Source organism: Pseudomonas sp. GW821-FHT03E01, assembly GCF_059420765.1.
Window position 1 is genome coordinate 252997 of the sequence record NZ_JBWKUI010000007.1, and the last position, 20851, is coordinate 273847.

Annotated in this window: 20 protein-coding genes; 8 read left to right on the plus strand and 12 right to left on the minus strand. The window is 58.5% G+C overall.

The window, feature by feature from the left end; genetic code table 11:
* Positions 1-108 precede the first annotated feature (108 nt).
* Both AC07VO_RS14390 and AC07VO_RS14395 read left to right on the plus strand, forming a co-directional pair.
* On the plus strand, positions 109-999 hold the full coding sequence (locus tag AC07VO_RS14390) for an ATP-binding protein (protein WP_018930014.1): 891 nt from the start codon (positions 109-111) through the stop codon (positions 997-999).
* Positions 996-1478: a GAF domain-containing protein gene (locus AC07VO_RS14395; RefSeq protein WP_018930013.1), complete on the plus strand. Its 483-nt coding sequence runs from the start codon at positions 996-998 to the stop codon at positions 1476-1478. Before AC07VO_RS14390 ends, AC07VO_RS14395 begins: the two co-directional genes overlap by 4 nt.
* Here AC07VO_RS14395 and AC07VO_RS14400 read toward each other — a convergent pair whose 3' ends face one another.
* The 9 genes from AC07VO_RS14400 to AC07VO_RS14440 all read right to left on the minus strand — a co-directional run bounded on the left by AC07VO_RS14400 (position 1479) and on the right by AC07VO_RS14440 (position 12914).
* A complete protein-coding gene (locus AC07VO_RS14400; protein WP_192350979.1) occupies positions 1479-4424 on the minus strand; it encodes an HD domain-containing phosphohydrolase in 2946 nt (981 codons plus the stop codon).
* 32 nt (positions 4425-4456) lie between these two features.
* Complete coding sequence (locus AC07VO_RS14405; protein ID WP_192350981.1) at positions 4457-7717, minus strand: transporter substrate-binding domain-containing protein; 3261 nt, start codon at positions 7715-7717, stop codon at positions 4457-4459.
* 8 nt (positions 7718-7725) lie between these two features.
* Positions 7726-8352 carry a response regulator transcription factor gene (locus tag AC07VO_RS14410; protein ID WP_007940027.1) on the minus strand — a complete coding sequence of 209 codons (627 nt, stop codon included), beginning with the start codon at positions 8350-8352 and terminating at the stop codon, positions 7726-7728.
* A gap of 255 nt (positions 8353-8607) precedes the next feature.
* Positions 8608-9012, minus strand: coding sequence for a response regulator (locus AC07VO_RS14415; protein ID WP_018930010.1), 405 nt, complete (start codon positions 9010-9012; stop codon positions 8608-8610).
* Positions 9013-9183: 171 nt separating this feature from the next.
* Positions 9184-10515 (minus strand): deoxyguanosinetriphosphate triphosphohydrolase, encoded by a 1332-nt coding sequence (locus AC07VO_RS14420; RefSeq protein ID WP_007940029.1) that lies wholly within the window; start codon positions 10513-10515, stop codon positions 9184-9186.
* 67 nt (positions 10516-10582) lie between these two features.
* The gene (locus tag AC07VO_RS14425) at positions 10583-11746 is read right to left on the minus strand and encodes an EAL domain-containing protein (RefSeq protein ID WP_192351004.1); all 1164 of its coding nucleotides are present in this window, start codon (positions 11744-11746) and stop codon (positions 10583-10585) included.
* A 124-nt stretch (positions 11747-11870) separates the two neighbouring features.
* Complete coding sequence (locus AC07VO_RS14430) at positions 11871-12212, minus strand: hypothetical protein (protein WP_019020946.1); 342 nt, start codon at positions 12210-12212, stop codon at positions 11871-11873.
* Entirely contained in the window at positions 12209-12598 is a 390-nt protein-coding gene (locus AC07VO_RS14435; protein ID WP_018930007.1) for a phage holin family protein, read from the minus strand. Before AC07VO_RS14435 ends, AC07VO_RS14430 begins: the two co-directional genes overlap by 4 nt.
* Position 12599: 1 nt before the next feature.
* Entirely contained in the window at positions 12600-12914 is a 315-nt protein-coding gene (locus AC07VO_RS14440; protein ID WP_007940034.1) for an ElaB/YgaM/YqjD family protein, read from the minus strand.
* A 305-nt stretch (positions 12915-13219) separates the two neighbouring features.
* Here AC07VO_RS14440 and AC07VO_RS14445 point away from each other — a divergent pair, with 305 nt between their 5' ends.
* On the plus strand, positions 13220-14428 hold the full coding sequence (locus AC07VO_RS14445) for an ammonium transporter (RefSeq protein WP_064621209.1): 1209 nt from the start codon (positions 13220-13222) through the stop codon (positions 14426-14428).
* A gap of 1 nt (position 14429) precedes the next feature.
* Here the strand turns inward: AC07VO_RS14445 and AC07VO_RS14450 are convergent, their stop codons facing one another.
* A complete protein-coding gene (locus AC07VO_RS14450) occupies positions 14430-16142 on the minus strand; it encodes a cation:proton antiporter (protein WP_018930004.1) in 1713 nt (570 codons plus the stop codon).
* A 199-nt stretch (positions 16143-16341) separates the two neighbouring features.
* Here AC07VO_RS14450 and AC07VO_RS14455 point away from each other — a divergent pair, with 199 nt between their 5' ends.
* From AC07VO_RS14455 to AC07VO_RS14465, 3 genes are all read left to right on the plus strand, one after another.
* Positions 16342-16584, plus strand: a complete 243-nt coding sequence (locus tag AC07VO_RS14455) for a glutaredoxin family protein (RefSeq protein ID WP_019582515.1) — start codon at positions 16342-16344, stop codon at positions 16582-16584.
* 160 nt (positions 16585-16744) lie between these two features.
* Positions 16745-17065 (plus strand): hypothetical protein, encoded by a 321-nt coding sequence (locus AC07VO_RS14460; RefSeq protein ID WP_007895054.1) that lies wholly within the window; start codon positions 16745-16747, stop codon positions 17063-17065.
* 72 nt (positions 17066-17137) lie between these two features.
* Entirely contained in the window at positions 17138-18028 is an 891-nt protein-coding gene (locus AC07VO_RS14465) for a pseudouridine synthase (protein ID WP_064616753.1), read from the plus strand.
* Between the two features lie 84 nt (positions 18029-18112).
* On the opposite strand, the gene AC07VO_RS14470 is transcribed toward AC07VO_RS14465, so the two are convergent.
* Complete coding sequence (locus AC07VO_RS14470) at positions 18113-18334, minus strand: YgdI/YgdR family lipoprotein (RefSeq protein WP_064616755.1); 222 nt, start codon at positions 18332-18334, stop codon at positions 18113-18115.
* Positions 18335-18410: 76 nt separating this feature from the next.
* A complete protein-coding gene (gene mobA / locus AC07VO_RS14475) occupies positions 18411-19013 on the minus strand; it encodes a molybdenum cofactor guanylyltransferase MobA (RefSeq protein WP_064616757.1) in 603 nt (200 codons plus the stop codon).
* Positions 19014-19094: 81 nt separating this feature from the next.
* Between mobA and moaB the strand changes: the two genes are divergently transcribed.
* Both moaB and AC07VO_RS14485 read left to right on the plus strand, forming a co-directional pair.
* A complete protein-coding gene (gene moaB / locus AC07VO_RS14480) occupies positions 19095-19634 on the plus strand; it encodes a molybdenum cofactor biosynthesis protein B (RefSeq protein WP_007940044.1) in 540 nt (179 codons plus the stop codon).
* Complete coding sequence (locus AC07VO_RS14485; RefSeq protein ID WP_064616760.1) at positions 19618-20844, plus strand: molybdopterin molybdotransferase MoeA; 1227 nt, start codon at positions 19618-19620, stop codon at positions 20842-20844. Before moaB ends, AC07VO_RS14485 begins: the two co-directional genes overlap by 17 nt.
* The last annotated feature ends 7 nt before the right edge of the window (positions 20845-20851 follow it).

A 20851-nucleotide genomic window follows, 5' to 3' on the forward strand; every position in this document is an offset into this window, starting at 1 on the left:
ATACCGATGTTCTCGCAAAACACCTGTACGGGGTGTTGGCCGGGCATCGGATGCTGTGTTTCGTCGCTGTACCGCCATCATCACTGTGAACGTGCCCGAGGAGAAGACGTGGATTCCCGATTGAATGCTTTTCTTGAACGCGCCGATGCCGTTCTGGCCCGTATCGAACCGCTGCTGCCGGCGCCTCGGCAAACGGTCGACTGGACACATTGCCTGGCCGCACGCTGGCAACGCGAGGGTCGCAACGGTTTTCTGTTGCCGCTGCAAGTCAGCCTCGACATGCGCCTGTCCGACCTGATCGGCGTTGACCGGCAACTTGAGCAATTGGGCCGCAATACTCAACAGTTCCTCGACGGCATGCCTGCCAATCACGCCTTGCTCTGGGGCTCGCGGGGCACCGGTAAATCGTCGCTGGTGCGCGCCTTGCTGGCCGAACACGCCAAGAACGGCCTGCGGCTGATCGAGATCGAGCGCGATCACCTGGCGGACTTGCCGCGGGTGGTCGAGCAGATTGCCAAGCTGCCTCAACGGTTTGTGCTGTTCTGCGATGACCTGTCGTTCGAGTCGGGCGAGGGCGATTATCGCGTGCTCAAGAGCGTACTCGATGGCTCTCTCGAGCAGGCGCCAGATAACGTTCTGCTGTACGCCACCTCCAACCGTCGCCATCTGGTGCCGGAAAAGGAAAGCGATAACGAAAACTGGAAAAGGGTCGATGGCGAGCTCCATCCCAATGAGGCGGTGGAAGACAAGATCGCACTGTCGGACCGTTTTGGCCTGTGGCTGTCGTTCTATCCGTTTACTCAGGAACATTTCCTCAACGTCGTCGAGCACTGGATCGGCCAATTGGCCGACAAGGCCGGTCTCAAGTGGCAGCGTGACGAAGAGTTGGACATCCTCGCGGTGCGCTGGGCCACGGGCCGGGGTAATCGCAACGGACGTTGCGCGTATCAATTTGCCCGCTATTGGGTCGGGCTGAAGCTGTTGGAGCAAAAGGCATGATCGATTTACAAAAGAGCGGCCAGGGCCTTGAGGGCTACGGCATGCTATGGGCACAGCTGGAATCGTTGCTGGCGGACGAGCGTGATTTTATCGCCAACGCCGCGCAATTTTCCGCGTTTCTGTTCAACCAGCTCGATGACCTGAACTGGGCCGGTTTCTACCTTAATCGCAACGAAGAACTGGTGCTTGGCCCGTTTCAGGGGCAGATCGCCTGTGTACGGATTCCATTCGGTCGCGGCGTGTGCGGGGCTGCCGCTGCCACCTTGCAGACCCAGCGGGTCGAAGACGTACATGAATTCCCCGGCCACATCGCTTGTGACAGCGCATCGAACAGTGAACTCGTCGTGCCATTGGTCAAGGACGGTCGACTGATCGGTGTGCTGGACCTCGACAGCCCGAAGCTGGCGCGTTTTACCGCTGACGATCAGGCCGGAATCGAGCAGCTGGCGGCGATTTTCCTGCGTCTGACCGACTGCTGATCAGCCCTTCAAGCCGGCCTTGATCAGCAGGCTTGTCGGGTCAACGGTGTCTATCTGCTGTGGCTCAAGGAATTGGCTGGCGTACTGCAAGTAGATTTCGTCGTTGATGAACAGCCCGAACAATTCAGCGTCGATGTGGGCGTCACGGCACATGGTGGCCATGATGCCCAGCGCTTCGCTCAAGGACTTGGTTTTCTTGTAGGGGCGATCGGCGGCGGTCAGCGCTTCGAAAATATCGGCAATCGCCATCATCCGCGCCGGCAGGCTCATGTCTTCGCGCTTCAAGCGTTTGGGATAACCGGTGCCGTCCATTTTTTCGTGGTGGCCGCCGGCGATTTCCGCGACGTTATTGAGGTGACCGGGGAAGGGCAGGTGACTGAGCATCAGGATCGTCTGCACCATGTGGTGATTGATGATGTAACGCTCCTCGCGGGTCAGGGTGCCTCGGACGATGCTCAGGTTGTACAGTTCGCCCCGGTTGTACTTGTATCGCGGCACGTCGAGCTTGAATCCCCAGGGATTGTCGTCCGGGATCAGTTCGCTGTCGGCGCGCTCGAGCAGATGCTCGGGTTTATCCGCCAGCAGTGGCTCGCTGACCGGCAGGGTCGGCACCGGGGTCCGGGCCTGGCGCCGGTTCTCTTCCCACGAAACGCCAAGCCGATCATCCAGGGTTCGGGTCCAGGTACGTTGGGCGATGGTGTTCAACCGCTGCAGATCGGCCTCGGCCATGGCCTCGCTGCCCAGGTTGCAGCGCGCCACAAACGCGAAATCATCATCCAGCGCCGCCAGGCTCGCATTGCGCAATTGCGCCAGAGGCGACTCGTCACCCCCCAGGGCGATGGCCTGCCAATAATTGATCCAGGCATCACGCTTGAGGACTTCGAAACGGGTGCGGATTTCGTGGATGCGGTCGTACAGGGTCTCAAGTTTCGTGGCTTTGTCGACCACGTATTCAGGGGTGGTGACCTTGCCGCAATCATGCAGCCAGGCGGCGATGTGCAGCGCCTCCCATTCATCTTCGCCGGGCTGATAGTTACGGAAGGCCGGGTCCTGACTGGCAGCGGCCGCCTGTGCCAGCATCAGCGTCAGTACCGGTACTCGCTGGCAGTGCCCGCCGGTGTAGGGACTCTTGGCATCGATTGCGCCGGCCAGCAGCTGAATGAATGAGTCCAGCAGCTGTTTTTGCCTGGCTTGCAGGCGCTGACTTTCGATACTCACAGCGGCCGCGCCAGACACCGCCTGGAGAAACGCGATGCGATCCGGGCGCAGTTTTTCCAGGTCGTCTTGCGTGCCGCTGTCGGCCAGCAGCAAGACCAGCAGCCCCACGGTTTCGTTATGACGATTGTGTAGCCGAATACCGACCAGATGAACCCGCGGGCACTCCAGCGCGAGCAAGACTTTCTGCAGATCCCCCGCCTGTTCGAAGCCCAGGGAGGTGACGACATTGTCGGCGGTCGACAGTGTTTGCATCCACTGAGGGCTCTGAAAATCCTGGGGTACGTGTCCTTGAATGTCGAATGGCGGCAAGGCCTGTGAACTGCCGTTGATGACCAGCGCATGAGGTTCCACGCGATTTTCATCACCTTCACGCAGGTAGATCAGACCGGCCTGGGCCTGGCCGATCTGCACGGTTTCAAACAACACCCGTTGCAGCAAGGGGGCGAAACGGGTTTCGGCGCTCAGGCTTTCGGTGATCCGGAAAAAACTCGCCAGGGTGTCTTTCATGCGCGCCATCGACACGCTCAGTTGGTCGACTTCCAGCACCGGCGAGCGACGGCTGGCCGGAAAATTGAAATCGAAACTACGAATCGCATCGGCTTCCCGCACCAGGGCGCGCAGGGGGGTGACCAGGACTCTGGAGGTCAGCCAACCCATGGGCAGGCACAACAGTAGCGTTGCCAGGGTAATCAGCGCGCCTTGCCAGCGCATGCGGTAGGCATCGACGAGCAATTCGTCTTCCGGCACCAGCAGCGCCAGTTGCAGCCCCTGTGGGCCACCCTCCTGCATGCTGCTGCGCGCCGCGATCCATTGACGACCCGCGGCGTTCAGGCGATTGATCTCAGGCGGACTGGTGAGCAGGGCCGCGAGGCTGGGGCTCAGGTCGGCGGCTTTGATCAGCCGGGCTGTCTGGTCGTCGACGATCAGTTTGCTGCTGTCGGGGTAGGCGACGGCATTACCCTCGGCATCGAGCAGCACAATTTCGGTGCCGGGCGTCACCACATGTTTGGCCAGGGTCGCTGACAGTTCCGCCAGCGTAAGGTCGGCCCCCATCACCGCTTGCTCACCACTGCGCCGCGCCAGGGTTGTGCCGACATTGTGGGTGGAGAAAAACAGGTAGGGCTCGGTGGTGATCTGATCACGGTCGCTGCGGGCGCTGGAGAACCAGGCGCGGGTGCGTGGATCATAGATTTCGTCGGGGTTGTCCAGACGGCTGACGAGGGCCAGGTTCTGATCGAAAAACAAGGATTGGGAGCGGACCTGACCGCCGCCTGGATGCTCGATGCTCCATACCTGATACGCCGCGGAGTCCGGTGCCTTGAGCTGCGTTTTCAGGGCGACGCTGCGCAGGGGGCGAACCATGAAAAAGTCGCCATTGCTGTAGCCCAGGTACAGCGAGGCCAGATCGGGGTTGTCCGTGAGTGATTGACTGAAGGGCTTGAGCAACGCCAGGCGTTGCTCAAGGTCGGCGGCCTGGGTTGCCGGATTGTCCGCCAGCAGGCTCAGCAGATGACGAATCGGCTCATAGGTGCGATGCAGGTCCAGACGGACATCCTGCTCGATGCGATTGAAGAGCTTTTCACTGCTGGAAAGAATGATCCGGGTGGTTTGCCGATAGTTGAAAATGCCCAGCACCACCCCGGTCAGCAACAGCAGGAACGTGAACATCACGCTGATATGGATGTGCAGGGGAAATCGGCGCTGGTCCGGGCGCAGTGGGCTGGGCATTGCAGATTTCTCCATGACGATGAACACACTGCTCAGCCTTCCAGCATAGTTAACGCTCCGTCATTCTGCTGTTTGTCGTGGCGTGCGAGCTGTTGTCGCAACGCGTGATCCAGTTCGAGCATGGCGCGCTCCATGGACTTGCTGCAATCGGCCACTTGATCGTGGTGGGGCCTGTTATGGCAGGCCTTTTCGAGCGCCTCGCAACTGTCGATCAGTCGGGAGGCCTGGACGATTCGCGCCGCTCCCTTGATTTTGTGGGCAATGTCGAGGAGTGAATGCCGGTCGTTTGACCGGGACAACGTCAGCAGCGTTTGCCGATCCAGGTGGTTGCTATTCAGCAGCTCGGTCAACAATCGCCGGTTCAGTGCCGGGTTGCCACCGGTTAACAGGTGCAGCCCCTCCAGGCTGAACGCCGGGTCGCGGACCGTCGGTGCAATGCCTTCGATCCATTGGCTCAAGGCTGTCAGGCTGAGAGGTTTGAACAGGCAATCGTCCATCCCGGCTTGTTTGCAGCGTTGTCTTTCCTCCGGTTGCGCATTAGCGGTGAAACCCAGAACGGTACAGGCAGGGCGCTGCACGCGCTGTTCATGTTGGCGAATGGCACGAGCCATCTCATATCCATTCATGATCGGCATATTGCAATCGGCAATCACCAGGTCGAATGGCTGATCTTTCCACGCCTCCAATCCCGCCTCGCCATCTGCTGCGACCTTGAACCGATGCCCCAGAAACTCCAGTTGCTGGCACATGAGCAAGCGATTGGCCGGGTGATCATCGACCACCAGAACGTTCAAGGGGGCAGCGCTCTGGTGAATCTGTGGCTCGGCAATTTCCGGCATCTGTACAGGCGGCAGGGTTGCCAGATTCAGCGAAACCCGAACCTGAGTGCCGACCCCAGGCTGGCTGCTCAATTGCAGGTTGCCGCCCATCATTTCGCACAGATTGCGGCTGATCACCAGTCCCAGCCCCGCACCGCCCCTGGGTAACTGGCTGGAGTTATTGGCCTGGACGAAAGGCTCGAACAGTCGCTGCTGATCCTGCTCGCTGATCCCGGCGCCACTGTCCTCAACCAGCAACTGCAGCTGCATGCGGTCGGGCTCGTCGGTCGGTTGCAACTCGAGGCTGATCCTGACCTGACCCTGTTGCGTAAACTTGATTGCATTGCTGACCAGGTTGGACAGCACCTGCTTGAAACGCATCGGGTCCAGCAGGACATCGGTCGCAGGTTTAGCAGGGTTGAATGCCAGGTGCAGTCCGAGATTCTTTTGCCGGGCCAGCCCGTCGAAGATCCTCACCACCGAGGCCACGGCTTCAGCCAGATTGACGCGTTCCGGGCTCAGGCTCAGACGTCCGGATTCGATGCGCGCAATGTCGAGAATGTCCCCGATCAGTTCCAACAGGTCTTTTGCCGAGTGATACGCGACGTCGATGGCCGGTCGATCCGGATGGCCAGGATCAATGCGTTTGAGTGTTAGCTCCAGCATGCCGATGATCGCGTTCATCGGCGTGCGGATCTCATGGCTCATGGTTGCCAGAAAGGTGCTTTTAGCCCGGTTGGCTTCATCGGCACGTTCTTTCGCCGCCTGCCGCTGTTTTATCTGGCGTCTCATATAGGCGTTCCAGGCAACGGAGATCAGCAGCAGTACGCCAGCACCGGTAACGATCTGATAGAACACTCTGTGATAGTTGCGCCAGGTACTTTGCGAGGCCGCCGAATAGCCACGCCAGCGGTTATTGATGATGCCCAGCTCTTCCGGTGCGATGCTCAACAGCGCCTTGTCGAGGATGGCATTCAGTTCTTTGGCGTCGCGCCCGGTCGCCAGGGAAAATGCCGCCTGCTGGGTGCCGATGGTGGTGGTGATCTGAAGTGCCCGCTCGAAGATCCGCGATGAGATGAAGTAATTGGCGATCACCAATGAGTTCACCGCACCTTCTGCCTTGCCCTCGGCGAGCAACTCCACGGCACTGAATGTGTCTGGAGTTTCAACCAGATTGATCCGCGGAAACTCGCTGCGCAGGTAATCCACCAGTGGATTGCCCTGGGCAATGGCCAGGCGTTTGTCCTGCAGTTGATTGAGGTTGGTCGGGCTGTCGGCCGCTTTGCGTGTCAGCAGGACAAAGGAGTTTTCCAGATACGGGCGGCTGAAGTTCAACATCGTTTCACGCTGTGCGCTGGGGAGCAGGGCGGCGATCAGGTCGGCCTGCTGGTTGGCGATCTGCTCGACCATCTCGTCATCGCTTCGGCTGCGCTGGATCTCGAAGCGCAAACCGGTGCGCAATCTGATCAGTTCGAGCAGGTCAGCCGTGACACCCCGAAAGTTGCCGTCGCTGTCAAAAAACGTCAGCGGCGCAAATGCTTCATTAACTACCACCCGCACAACCGGATGTTGCGCCAGCCAGCGTTCTTCATGGTGGGTGAGTTGCAGTTTTTGATCGGTGAGAAGAATGTCGCTGCCGGCACTCCAGCGTTTGGCGATGTTTTCCCGTTCGCTGGTGGGGATGGCCTTGAGTACCGCGTTGATGATCCCGAGCAGGTCCGGGTTGTCCTTCTGTACGGCAAAGCTGAAACCATGGGCTTCGTGTTTACCGAAGTTGGCCATGCGGATGTTGTTCAGATACCCCTTGTTGATCATGTAATGAGTTGAAATGGTGTCACCGAGAAAAACGTCGGCCTGGTCGAAGGCAACCGCGTTGATTGCATTCTGGTAGGACGGGTAGGAGGTGATGATTGCCTTCGGATACAGCGCCCTGACTTCGTCCAGGGGCAGATAGTGATAGACCATGCTAAGCCGCAGGCCGGCGAGTCCATCTGTCAGTGATCGGGTTTCTCCTTCCCGTGTGACCAGCACGGGTTGATCCACGGCGTAAGGGATGGACAGCGCAATGTCGGCATTGTCGGCCTCGAACCCGTTGGCGGTGCCGAGCATGTCGACCTGACCCTTTTCCAGTGCCTCGATCGCAGCCCCTCGGGACGCGAAGCGCTGAACCTTGACGGGCAACCCCGTAACCTTGCCGAGGATGCCGGCGTAGTCGGCGGTGAAACCTTCGTAGTCGTGGCCGCTGAGGGTCAGGTCGAAAGGCGGATAATCCGGGCCTGATGTGCCCAGGATCAATTCACGTTTGTCTTTGACCCATTGTCGTTGTGAGGTATCCAGTCGGACTTCCATGTGCCCGGTCGTTGAGCGACTGAGCAGGGTGTAGTTTTCACTGGCTGTCTGCGCCGCGAGCACCGGGGTACTCATGCATAAAGCCGTGACCATGAGTCTTAGATAATCCTTCAAACGACTGGGCATCCTGTTCCTCACACTAGCGCGTTACGTTTTGCCATATCGATGAGTTCAACCAGAGATTTGGCTTTGAGTTTCTGCATAAGTCGTTTTTTATAGGTGCTGACAGTCTTGTTGCTGAGGAACATGCCCTTGGCAATTTCCTTGTTGGTGCGACCTTGGGCAAAAAGTTGTAATACCATCAACTCTCGATCATTTACGGATTTGAACAAGTCCAGGTCTGCCCACTGTGCGTCGTCACAACGAACTGGGTTCAAGGCCTCGCTGGGGAAGTAGTTGTAACCTGATAATACTGCTTTGATCGCGCTTACCAGTTCACTGAGCTCTTCCTGTTTGCATACATACCCTGATGCACCTGACTGCATGCAGCGAATACCAAAAAGTTTTGGGCATTGTGCAGTCAACACCAGTGTTTTTAATGGTGTGCTCATTGCGTTGAAACGTGAGAGCACTTCCAGCCCATCCAGTTTGGGAATACTGATGTCGAGGATGATCAGGTCGGGCATGCATTCGCGCACCATTTGCATGGCATCGACGCCATTGTCAGTTTCACCGACGACTTTGTAACCTTCATGTTCCAGCAGCATTCGAACGGCAAGGCGGATGACAGGGTGATCGTCGACAATAAAAACGGAGTTCATAATCAAATCCCATACGTGCACAAATAAAGCGCGCACCTTAGCTCAGTAGTTGAGGGGGCGCATGAACTGACAAGCCGATAGCAGCAATATAGGAAAAGTCCTACAACTGAAAAAGAAATGGACTACGTGTCAACTAGGTTTTGAATGAGGAAGGGTTAAAAATTTGATAGTTTAGTCAAGAGGCTAGAAGGCGTTTGGCTATAAGTATTAATCTGTGTTTTGGATGTGGTTCTAGTGTGTGAGAGTTGGTGTTTTTTATTGTGAGGCCAAGGTCAACAAGTTTCTAAAATCTGATTGTTTCAATGGCTTGATCAAGTAACCCAGCAAGGGAAGTCCGTGTTCGTAGGCTACTGTTTTAAGTTTTTCCAGCTCGGCGGATGTCAGGCTGCTCAGCAGTATTGCCTGTCTGATCATTCCCCGGTGACTGGCGAACTCGATCAAATCAAGACCGGGAAGGTCGGGCAGGCATTGGTCGCACAGAAGAATATCGAACGGTTGCGCAGCTTTGAGCATTTGTTGCAAGGCGCCTTCGGCACTGTCAGTGGTGGTCAGTTGGGTGAAGCCGTAACTCTCGAGCAGGTATTGAGCCGCTCTCAGCTGAAACGGATGATCTTCCACCAGCAATATGTGCCAATCGTGTTTGAACGTAGGAGTTTTCATGCGTCATCTGTCGAGCAGTGGGTGTGCAATTGTTTCGCGAGATGGTCGAACAATCGATCAGTCAGCTCTGCACAAGGTGTAGGGCGATTCTGTCGATGTTGAAATACAGATGAATGTCGAGACATTCGATCAGCCGTTCAGACGTCGCTGACGCGGCTGATCGATGCGCTGTTATCCGTGGCTTGAACGACCGGTCATTTCCAGCGCCATTTCACCGGCATAGCTGTCGGTCATGCCAGCGATGAAATCAATCATGCGCAAGAAAGAGGTGTGCAACGGGCCATGCGGGTCGGGTGCATTGTTGCCCAACAGGTCGAGTATGCGCCGGTTCTTGAAGGAGGGCGTACGACCGTTGTGCTGCTCCAGTGCTGCGCCGCAAAAAGCATTGAGCAGGATTTCCAGGGTGGTGTAGGCACCGATTTCGTGGAGCGTCTTGCGCTTGTCCTGGAAGATTTTTTTGCGTGCCATGTCCTTGGCATTCAAGACACAGCGTTTGGCCGGGCCATGCATGTGTTCGACAAGGTCCCCCGGTAGCGTGCCGGACAGCAACGCGTCCTGTTGCTCGACAAAGGCTCGGGCTGCTGCGTTGGTCAGGTGTTCGATGGCTTTGCCCCGCAGAATCGCCAGTTTGCGCCGCCGCGAATCCTGTGGACCGAGCTGACGATAGGTTTCCGGGAGATCGTCGCCCACCAGGTCCAGCAGCAGGGACTCGACTTCGGCGTACTCCAGCAGCTCCATCTCCAGGCCATCTTCCAGATCGATCAGCGCGTAGCAGATGTCGTCGGCGGCCTCCATCAGATACACCAGCGGATGGCGCGCCCAGCGCTGTTCTTCCAGTTGGGGCAGGCCGAGTTTATGAGCGATCTGTTCCAGCAGCGGCAGTTCACTCTGGTAGCAGCCGAACTTGTGCTTCTTGTAGCCCAGTGAGTCGGCGTGCCGGGCCGTCCACGGGTATTTCAGGTAGGTGCCCAGGGTGGCATAGGTCAGCCGGGTGCCTCCTTCGAACTGATGGTATTCAAGCTGGGTGAGCACCCGGAAACCTTGGGCATTGCCTTCGAAGTTGAGGAAGTCGTTGCGTTCGGCTTCGCTCATGGCATCCAGCCAGCCACGGCCGGCGGCCTGCTGGAACCAGTGGCGGATCGCGTCTTCGCCGGAGTGGCCGAAGGGTGGGTTGCCGATGTCATGGGCCAGGCAAGCCGATTGCACCACCATCCCCAGGTCGCTCGGTTCACACCAGTCGGGCAGCGCGCTGCGGATGGTTTCACCGACGCGCATCCCCAGCGAACGGCCGACGCAGCTGACTTCCAGCGAGTGAGTCAGGCGCGTATGAATGTGATCGTTGCTGGAGACCGGATGGACCTGGGTCTTGCGCCCGAGACGGCGAAACGCGCCTGAGAAAATGATCCGGTCGTGGTCTTTATGGAAAGGACTGCGGCCGAGTTCTTCCGGGCTGTGCACAGGTTTTCCGAGGCGTTCGCGGGTAAGCAGGGTGTGCCAATCCAAGGCTGGTTTCTCCGTCAGGTGACTGAACCCCTAGCTTCCCGTTTCGCGCCGGTACCTGCAAGGAGAACTACAACCCCGCAGCGTCGATATCGATGAGCAGTAGCCGTTCGCCGTTATCGAAAAACTGCCCCGCAGTGAGGCAGTACTGATTGCTGGTGGCGTCGCGGTAAGTGTTGGAAAGCGTCAGACGGCGCTCATCCCAACCCTCGGCCAGCAAGTGATAGAAATAGGGGCGCCATGACCAGTTATGGCCCAGGTAGCGGCTATCGGCTTCCCAGCCGTTGTTGCGCCATTCCAGGTTGGGGGTCAGTTGCGTGCCGTGGCGGTCGCACTGATAAAAACGCAGCAGCCAGGGAAACGCCTGCAGTTGCGGCAAGGCGCTGAGGGGGGCGCAGGCTTGAGCCCAGGCTTGCAGGATGGTCATCAGTTCGCTGAGTTGCTGGCGCATGATCATCAGGCGAGCGCGTTCAGTCAGCTTTTGCTGAACGTAACGCTGGCGCAGTTGCGCGAAGCGCTCGACAAAGGCGTCGGTGGCGAAGAAATCCGCTTGCGCTCGGGCGAACAGAAAGCCTTGTACGTAGCGTGAGCCGCACTCCAGGGCAAAATTCAGTTGAGCTTCGGTTTCCACGCCTTCGGCGATGATCCAGCAACCGGTTTTTTCTGCCATTTGCGCCAGTGCCTTGACCACATCGCTGCTGGGACCGCCCAGTGCGGCGGCCTGGAACAACCGCATGTCGAGCTTGAGAATGTCCGGTTGCAGGGCCAGCACGCGATCGAGTTGAGAGTAACCGGCACCGAAATCATCGATGGCGATCCGCGCCCCGGCTTGCCGGTAGCGGGCCACGACTTCAGCCAGACGCTGGCTGTCGCCGCCCAATTCGGTGATCTCGAAGACGATTCGCTGTGCATCGACACCATGCCTGCTCAGTTGCTTGAGGCTCGGCAGTGCCTGGTCCCGGCGCAAGCGGCTGATCCAGCGGGGTGAGATGTTCAGGCTGAGAAACCAGTCCGCGGGCGCTTCGTGCAGACGGCTCAGGGCGTTGTCGCGAATCTGGCGATCGAGACGTCGCAGGGCGATGGCCGGGGTTCGCGGATCGGCGAACAGCGCACCTACCGAGATCAGTTGACCATCGGCCTGGCGCAGTCGGCCCAGCGCTTCGACACCCGCGATACGGCCTGTGGCGGTATCGATGAATGGCTGAAAACAGGCGAGCGGTTGCCCGTCGATCACGAGGCCTCCTTATTAAGGTGTTGTTCTGGATAAATACCTGGTCCCAGGTAGGCACGCAGGATCAACCTCTCGATAAAGAGGTTGATCCTGGTGGTATTGCAAGAATGCAGCCAGACAAGACTGATTAGTGTTTGCGCGAAGCGCTCTGCATGACCAGCTTGATCAGCGGCCCTAGTGCGGCGCCCAGACTAACCAGCTTGGTCAGGCTGCCGATACCGCCGCCCTTGGCACCCTTGCCGGTCAGAAAACCCAACCCGATCACGGCGGCGATGCCCCAGAGCGGGGCGTGTTTGATGCCGAAGCCGTCTTGCAGGCTTTGTGTCATGCCGCGCACCCGTTGCAGGGGCTGCAGCAGTTGTTGGGATTCGTGGCGAATTTCCTGGCGATGCATTTCCATGCGCAGACGGATCAGTGCCTTGCGCATTTCCGTTCGCGAACTATTGCGGGGAAGTTCAGGCATGCTCATGGCAACAGACGCTCCCGATCATTGGCCAGCTCCTCGAGGGTGCCATGGAAGGGTGAGGATTCATCGAAAATCGCCGCCCTCAAGCGCATCGCGCAGAACAACGTAGCGAGGGTGTAGAACACACAGAGCCCGATGATCGCCGCCAGGCGATAGGTGTCCCAGAACAGGATCAACACCAGCGTCGACAACCCCACCAGCAACAACAAGGCAAAGACCAGCGTCAGGCCTGCAAACAGCAACAGGCTTACGGTACGTGCTTTTTGCTCCTGCAGTTCGATGCCGAACAGTTCGACATGGCTATGCAGCAATCCAAGAAACGCGGCACCCAGGCGCCGCGATGAAGAGCGGGTGCCCGTCGCGGACGAGCCGGATTCATCGATCGCCATATCAGCGCCGAGTGGCCAGCAGACCAATCAGGAAACCCACGCCGGCTGCAATCCCGACCGATTGCCATGGGTTGGCCTGGACGTAATCTTCCGTGGCGGCGACAGCCGCTTTGCCGCGCTCTTGCAGGGCGTCTTCGGTCAGCTTCAGGGTTTCCCGGGCACGCAGCAGGCTGTCGCGGATCTGTTCGCGCAGCTCATCGGCCTGATCACCGGCCAGGGAGGCGGTGTGTTCCAGCAACCGTTCGGTATCGCTGACCAGTGTCTGAAAATCTTCCATCAGAATTTCTTGAGCAGTCTTTGCCTTGATGCGTGCCATTGGTGATCTCCGTAAGTGGCTTCTGAAGCGTTCGAGTATGAGCCTTGCGCGAAGGTTCAGTACAAATGACTGGTACATCTTTTGCTACGTCGTGGTGCGTCAGCCGGCGCTATTGCGCTGTTGCCGGGCATGATTTCAGGAAAACCCTAACTCAAACAATCAAAACTCGCGCAGAGGCGGCGGTCTTGTGCGCCAAAGCGGTTCATCCGGATCAGCGTTGCGGTCTGGATTGGCTGCAACTTGGTGCGCCGACCATCTGCGCGAACTGCTTTGGTGCTTTTTTCAGCCTTCAGGTCTGCCAATCCATGGAAAATCTGCAAAGTGCTGTGGACAGTCTGGTCCATAGCTCCAACACGTTGTTCATCCTTATCGGTGCGGTCATGGTTCTGGCCATGCACGCCGGTTTCGCCTTTCTTGAGGTCGGCACGGTTCGCCAAAAGAATCAGGTCAACGCCTTGTCGAAGATCCTCAGTGACTTCGCCATTTCGACCCTGGCCTACTTCTTTATAGGCTATTGGATTTCCTATGGGGTCAGTTTTATGCAACCGGCGGCGGTGATCACCGCCGACCATGGCTATGGGTTGGTGAAGTTTTTCTTTCTGCTGACCTTTGCCGCGGCGATACCGGCGATCATTTCCGGAGGCATCGCCGAGCGCGCCCGGTTCGTCCCGCAGTTGTGCGCGACGGCGCTGATCGTGGCGTTTATCTACCCCTTCTTCGAGGGCGTGGTCTGGAACGGCAACTTCGGCCTGCAAGCCTGGTTGCTGGCACGTTTCGGCGCCAGTTTCCATGACTTCGCCGGCTCCGTGGTGGTTCACGCCATGGGCGGCTGGCTGGCACTCGCGGCGGTGTTGCTGCTGGGGCCTAGGCAAGGTCGTTATCGCGACGGGCGACTGGTGGCATTCGCGCCGTCGAGCATTCCCTTCCTGGCGTTGGGGTCGTGGATCCTGATCGTCGGCTGGTTCGGTTTCAACGTGATGAGCGCCCAGACCCTGCAAGGGGTCAGCGGGCTGGTGGCGGTGAATTCGTTGATGGCCATGGTCGGCGGCACGGTGGCGGCGTTGATCGTCGGGCGCAATGACCCGGGCTTCCTGCATAACGGCCCGTTGGCTGGATTGGTGGCGATCTGCGCCGGCTCGGATCTGATGCACCCGGTGGGCGCATTGGTGACCGGCGCCATCGCCGGGGGCCTGTTTGTCTGGTGCTTTACCGCGGCTCAAGGCAAATGGCGTATCGACGATGTGCTGGGTGTCTGGCCTTTGCATGGGCTGTGTGGTGTCTGGGGCGGGATCGCTTGCGGCGTTTTCGGGCAAACCGCTTTGGGTGGATTGGGGGGCGTGAGCCTGATCAGCCAGTTGATCGGCACCTCTTTGGGGGTAGTCGTGGCGCTGGCCGGTGGTTTTGCCGTGTATGGCGCGATCAAGGCCGTCCATGGCTTGCGCCTGAGCCAGGAAGAAGAGTATTACGGCGCGGATTTGTCGGTGCACAAGATCGGCGCCATGAGCCAGGACTGAATCAGCGTTCCTCATCGTCGGCGCCAGGGTAAAAATCGTGCAGCAGGCGATAGCGGTCATGCCGTACCTGGTCGACCCGGTCCTGCACCTGCTGGCCGGGTATGCCCAGCATGATCAGAGCGTGGGAGGCGAGCATCAGGCTGGACTCCAGCAACTCGGGTACGACTTCGCTGGCACCGGCCGCCTTCAACTCGGCCAACTGGCTGTCATCCCGGGTGCGCACCAGGATCGGCACGGTCGGGTTGAACCGCCGTGCTTCCTTGAGAATCAGCAGGGCGATGTCCGTCTTGTCCACGGCAACCACCAACAGTCTTGCGCGCTCCAGCCCTATCGCGATCAGCAGCTCGCCGCGGCGTGAGTCGCCATAGTGCACACTGCTTTCATTGACCACAGCTTCCTGGACCCGCACCGGATCGGTGTCCAACGCGATGTACGGTTGCTGAACATGACGCAGGAAACGCCCGATGGATTGACCGACGCGGCCGTAGCCACAGATCACCACGTGATTGTGCAGGCCGGCATTGAGCGCGCTGATTTCTTCGAGTTCGGCTGCTTTGTTGGGTTTGCGGTGCAGACGCATGGCGATGCGGGGAGCGGCGCGCAGAAGTAAAGGCGTTACCAGCATCGAGCAGAACGTGGCCGCCAGCAGCAGGCCGCCGAGGTCGGCGGGCATCAGTTTGTTCTGTTGCATCTGCGCCATCAGGGCAAAACAGAACTCACCCCCCTGGGCCAATGCCAGGCCGCTGCGCCATGCAGTTTCGCCATCGCTGCCGCGCCATTTGACCAGCAGTGCGACCAGGGTGCCCTTGATCAGCAGCAACCCCAACGTCAGACCGAGAATCAGCAGGCCGTGGCTGGCAAACAGGCGCAAGTCGATCAGCATGCCGATACTGACGAAGAATACTCCGAGCAGAATATCGCGGAACGGACGGATATCGGCCTCGATCTGATGTCGGTAATGGCTTTCCCCCAGCAGCATGCCGGCGAGAAAGGCGCCCAGGGCAGGAGAGAGGCCGAGTAGGTGAGTCAGCCAGGCCGTCAGCAGAACAATCACCAGTGCCAACAGCACGAACAGCTCCGCGGACCGGGCCGCGGCGACTTCATGGAACAGCCGTGGCAGAAACCAGCGACTGACCAGCAGCAAACCGACGAACAGCACCAGGGTCTTGGCCAGTGTCAGCGGCAGCGCCCAATACCAGGCCTGGTCACTGCTGCCGGCGAACACCGGCACAAGCGTCAGCAGCAACACCGCAACCACGTCCTGGAACAACAGCACGGCGATGGCATTCTGGCCGTGACGGCTGAATATTTCGCCGAGGCTGCTCAACTCCTTGCTGACAATGGCGGTAGACGACAGCGCCAGACCGGCGCCGAGTAACAGGGCTGGTGTGATCGGCATGCCGAACAGCATCAGCAAAGCTCCCAGCAAGATCCCGGACCCCAGCACTTGCAGGCTGCCCAGGCCAAACACCACCTGGCGCAGTGCGAGCATCTTCGACAGGGAAAACTCAAGCCCCAGGGAGAACAGCAGGAACACCACGCCCAATTCGGCCAGATCGGGCAAATCTTCGTTTTCATTCACCCAGTTGAACGCTGTCGGCCCGATCATCAGCCCTACGCACAAGTAGCCCAGCACCGGTGGCAAACGCAGGCGCTGGAACAGTGCAATCACCACCAGGGAGGAGGCGAGGATGATCAACAAGTTGGCAAACACAAAAAACTCCGGTGAGGGTTCTGGCTACTCAAGCGTAGAGGCAAAAAAGACGCGAGCATTGCGCAAATGACCGGCGACGCAAATGATTTGCGTCAGAGTTTTGCTGAAATCTCTTGAAGTCACCGTTGCTCGGACGTCGGCTCGACTGCGTTTGATGGCGGGCCTAGAATGAGCGCTTACTTCGTTTGGTCTTGTCGTCATGCCTCCTGAATGTCAGCTGTTCGGCACCGTTGGTTGCCATCTTTGTGAAGTCGCCGAAGCCATGCTGATGGAGTTTGTCGAGCGTGGTCTGTTGGTGGAGCTGGTGGATATCGCTGATGATGAAACCTGGTTCGAAGCCTACAGCCTGCGTATTCCGGTGTTGCGTCGGGTCGATACCGGCGCTGAACTGGGCTGGCCGTTTAGTGCCGAGCAGGTGGTGGCGTTCCTGCGCGAGTCCTGACACTGCTGGCGATGCCCCACCTGTCGCGATCCTCGTTTCATTCGTTGGCGAAAGGTTGGTTATTCGGTTACTGTATGTCTATACAGTTATTCGGATTGCCTGCCATGCTTCTCCCTGTTCGGGTTTGGGCAGATGATCCCGGACGTCAGAGGGATGAAATGTGGTCAATGTCGAACAATTGAAGAACAGCGTGAACCGGATGTCGGCGGACGTGGTGCGCGAGGCGGTTCTCGAGTTGCGTCTGGATGGTCTGGTCACGGAAGGAAAAACGCCTTTCAACAAACTGCATTTCAATACCTGTTTCGCCGAAATCGAAGCCTTGTTCCAGCGTGCGGGTTATCACCGGCAGCTCGATGTCGTGGGCTATCAGGGGTTGTTGTATGCGCTCTATGATCCGGGTCGCTGGGAAGCGGTCGATGTGCTGCGCTGGCTCAAGGAGTTCACCGAAGCGGCCGCTCGAACGCAGTCAATACCGGCCTGAGGATTCTCTTCTAGGTTCGTTCCGGCCACTGTTGGATAATGCTGCCCTGCATTGAGGGTTAGAGTTTTTCGTATGTCCACTTCATCGTTTTCTGCTGCGCACAACCAGGCCAGCACGCTCTATCTGCCGCCTGGTCCGTGGCAGACCGTATTCGATTGCCTGTGCGAACACTTCAGCGCCATCGGTCGTGAGCAATGGCTGGACAGAATTGCTCGCGGTCGTGTCCTCGATGGACAAGGCATGCCGATCGCCCTGGATCTACCTTACAAGGAAGGTCTGCGGATTCATTATTTTCGTGAAGTACCGGACGAAAAACCGATCCCGGTGGTGGAGTCGATCCTCTATGCCGACGAGCATCTGGTGGTGGCGGACAAACCGCACTTCCTGCCGGTGACGCCGGCTGGGGAGTATGTGGAGCAGACATTGCTGCGACGACTGATCCGGCGACTGGATAACCCGCATCTGGTGCCTTTGCATCGTATTGACCGGCATACGGCAGGGCTGGTGCTGTTCTCAGCCAATCCTCAGAGTCGGTCGGCGTATCAGACATTGTTTCCTACACGCCAGATCGAAAAACGCTACGAAGCAATCGCCCGGGCATTGCCTGAACTGACCTTCCCGATGGTTCATAAAAGTCGACTCATCGATGGCGAACCGTTCTTTCGCATGCAGGAAGGTCCGGGCGTCAGCAATACCGAGACGGCTGTCGAGGTCCGGGAAAAAAACGGTGAGTTCTGGCGCTATGCGCTTTACCCGGTAACAGGCAAGAAACATCAGTTGCGAGTGCACATGGCGGCCCTGGGGGCTGGTATCTGCAATGACCCGTTCTATCCGCAGGTGCTCAAGGATGTTGAAGACGACTATGCCAATCCCTTGAAGCTGCTCGCCCAGGGGTTGCGATTTGTCGATCCGGTTACGGGGCACGAAAGAGAGTTCGAAAGCACAATCACTCTGGAGTGGTGATCATAGGCGATCCTGTTTTTCTTCTGCCACGAAAAAGCCCGCTTTAAAAGCGGGCTTTTCTGTATCCGATGGTCGCCGCAAAGATTACAACTCTTTAACGGTACGAATCTGATCCTTGTTGATGCGAGTGTGCTTGCCATCCAGCTGTTCGAACTCGTAAAAGCCCGATTCTTTATCGTACTTAGGCGCGTCGACGGCCTGGATTTCTCGACCGTCATTCAAGGTGATCACTGAAGGCGATGCACAACCGGCGAGGGTCGCAAGGCCCAGGGCGAGCATGAAAGTGGCGAGGGTCCGTTGGGTCATGGGTGTGTCTCCGAATGGAAAATCTTTTGATTGCTGAGCTTGAGACGTATGCAACACGCGCAAGTTCCTTCAATTATCAGTCTGACACAGTGTGATGCGTGCTTAACAGTTCCGGCGTGTTGAGGTTGGCCAGGCGAGAGTCGTTCTCGGGGCACTGCAGGGCCATGGCGCCCAATTTGCGCATCAGTCTGCCCGGGCTGCGCTCGCCTTCGTTCCAGGCCGTCTCGAAAGCCCCTGAAAGAGCGACGGGAATCATGCACAGCAAAGGTTCCCAGTGTTCTCCATGGCGTAGCATCAGCGGTTTGTCCGGATGCTGCGCGGCAGTTTCACGCATGTTCTGGAGCAGCGCCGCATCGATGCATGGCACATCGCAGGGCAATACCAGCAGGTGCGTGTGGCGGGCGGCCTTCAGGCCAGCGCGAATACCCGCCAATGGTCCCGGAAAGTCGCCTTCATCGTCATGGACCAGCTGATCCGCATAAGGCGCATATTTCTCCAGGTTTCTGTTGCAGGAGATGATCAGATCATCACTCAGCAGACGGGTCTTGCGGTGCAGATGCGCGATCAGTGGCTCGCCGTGCCATTCCAGCAAACCCTTGTCCTGACCGCCCATGCGTTGGCCACGCCCACCCGCCAGGAGCAAAATGGAGCACGGCGCCAAAGGTGTATCCGAGGTCATTGCACTTCTCCATGGGGGCGGCGAAAAAATGAGGCGCTGTGATATAACACCGGGCTGTTTCTCCTACAACTGGACGAGCCTATGAAAGCCAAGGCTGATGTACCTTTCGCACCGCTCAACATCGCGGTGCTGACTGTCAGCGATACCCGTACCCTGGAAACCGACACCTCAGGCCAGGTCTTCGTCGACCGCTTGAGCGCTGCCGGTCATAACCTGGCGGCCCGTGTATTGCTCAAAGATGATCTCTACAAAATTCGTGCGCAAGTGGCCAACTGGATTGCCGATGAAGTCGTGCAAGTGGTGCTGATCACTGGCGGTACCGGGTTTACCGGTCGTGACAGCACGCCTGAAGCGGTGAGTTGCCTGCTGGATAAGCAGGTCGATGGTTTTGGTGAACTGTTCCGGCAGATATCGGTGGCGGATATCGGTACTTCCACGGTTCAGTCCCGGGCCTTGGCCGGTCTGGCCAATGGCACGCTGGTTTGCTGCTTGCCGGGTTCGACCAATGCGGTGCGCACCGGTTGGGACGGTATTCTCGCCGAACAACTGGATTCCCGGCACCGTCCGTGCAATTTCGTGACTCATCTGAAACAGGCGGCACCCTGTGAATCCCGCGGGTAAGCCAGGCAAGACTGGCAGCCTGATGGCTGTCGAGGTAGCGCTCGCGCGGCTACTGGAAATGGCCGACGCCTCGAGAATTCATGAGTACCAACGCTTGCCGTTGGCGCAGGTTCAGGGGCGTGTACTGGCTGCTGATCTGGTTTCGACACTTGATCTGCCGCCTTGGCCCAACAGTGCCATGGATGGGTATGCCTTGCGCGTCGCCGACTGGACGGGAGAACCGTTGCCGGTCAGCCAGAAGATTTTTGCAGGTCAGGCTCCGGAGCCCTTGAAGCCTGGGACCTGTGCGCGGATCTTCACCGGCGCGCCTGTGCCCGCGGGAGCCGACTGTGTCGAGATGCAGGAGAACGCCGAGGTTCAGGCGGATGAGCGGGTACGTTTCACCGAGACCATGACGCCGGGGCAGAACATCCGTCCACAAGGCCAGGAAACCACCGCCGGTGAGTTGATCTTGCCCGCCGGTACACGCCTGGGGCCCATCGAACAGGGGCTGGCGGCATCGTTGGGATGCGCTGAATTGGATGTGGTTCGCAAGGTTCGTGTTGCGGTTTTGTCTACCGGGGATGAGCTGATTGAGCCGGGCCAGGCCCTTGGACCGGGACAGATCTACAACAGCAATCGAGTGTTGCTTTGCAGCTGGTTGCAGCGCTTGGGCTGTGAGGTGATCGATGCTGGCATTCTTCCCGATGATTTAGCGACCACTCGTGCCCGTCTCGGCGAGTTGAAGGATGTCGACCTGATTCTCTCCACCGGTGGCGTATCGGTGGGAGAAGCCGACTTTCTGGGCATTGCCTTGCGGGAAGAGGGCGAGTTGACCCTGTGGAAGCTTGCCATCAAGCCAGGCAAGCCGCTGACGTTCGGGCATTTTCGCGGTGTGCCTGTCATTGGTTTGCCCGGCAATCCGGCGTCAACCCTGGTGACTTTTGCTTTGTTGGCGAGGCCCTACCTCTTGCGCCGCCAAGGCGTAAAAGAGATCGAACCCCTGAAGTTTCAGGTACCGGCAGGGTTTGTCTGGCCAAAGGCTGGTAACCGACGTGAGTACTTGCGCGGACGTCTGGAGAATGGCCGGGCAATCATCTACAGGAATCAGAGCTCTGGCGTACTTCGCAGTGCCGCCTGGGCGGACGGTCTGGTTGAAGTGCTGGAGGACCGTACGCTGATCGAGGGTGATAGTGTGAGCTTCATCCCGTTGAGTGAAGTCCTGGGCTGATGCAGGT

Coding starts and splice junctions, on each gene's coding strand:
- AC07VO_RS14395 (WP_018930013.1), top strand. CDS start 996: ATGATCGATTTACAAAAGAGCGGCCAGGGCCTTGAGGGCTACGGCATG.
- AC07VO_RS14400 (WP_192350979.1), bottom strand. CDS start 4,424: ATGCCCAGCCCACTGCGCCCGGACCAGCGCCGATTTCCCCTGCACATC.
- AC07VO_RS14405 (WP_192350981.1), bottom strand. CDS start 7,717: ATGCCCAGTCGTTTGAAGGATTATCTAAGACTCATGGTCACGGCTTTA.
- AC07VO_RS14410 (WP_007940027.1), bottom strand. CDS start 8,352: ATGAACTCCGTTTTTATTGTCGACGATCACCCTGTCATCCGCCTTGCC.
- AC07VO_RS14415 (WP_018930010.1), bottom strand. CDS start 9,012: ATGAAAACTCCTACGTTCAAACACGATTGGCACATATTGCTGGTGGAA.
- AC07VO_RS14430 (WP_019020946.1), bottom strand. CDS start 12,212: ATGAGCATGCCTGAACTTCCCCGCAATAGTTCGCGAACGGAAATGCGC.
- AC07VO_RS14435 (WP_018930007.1), bottom strand. CDS start 12,598: ATGGCGATCGATGAATCCGGCTCGTCCGCGACGGGCACCCGCTCTTCA.
- AC07VO_RS14440 (WP_007940034.1), bottom strand. CDS start 12,914: ATGGCACGCATCAAGGCAAAGACTGCTCAAGAAATTCTGATGGAAGAT.
- AC07VO_RS14445 (WP_064621209.1), top strand. CDS start 13,220: ATGGAAAATCTGCAAAGTGCTGTGGACAGTCTGGTCCATAGCTCCAAC.
- AC07VO_RS14455 (WP_019582515.1), top strand. CDS start 16,342: ATGCCTCCTGAATGTCAGCTGTTCGGCACCGTTGGTTGCCATCTTTGT.
- AC07VO_RS14465 (WP_064616753.1), top strand. CDS start 17,138: ATGTCCACTTCATCGTTTTCTGCTGCGCACAACCAGGCCAGCACGCTC.
- AC07VO_RS14470 (WP_064616755.1), bottom strand. CDS start 18,334: ATGACCCAACGGACCCTCGCCACTTTCATGCTCGCCCTGGGCCTTGCG.
- mobA (WP_064616757.1), bottom strand. CDS start 19,013: ATGACCTCGGATACACCTTTGGCGCCGTGCTCCATTTTGCTCCTGGCG.
- moaB (WP_007940044.1), top strand. CDS start 19,095: ATGAAAGCCAAGGCTGATGTACCTTTCGCACCGCTCAACATCGCGGTG.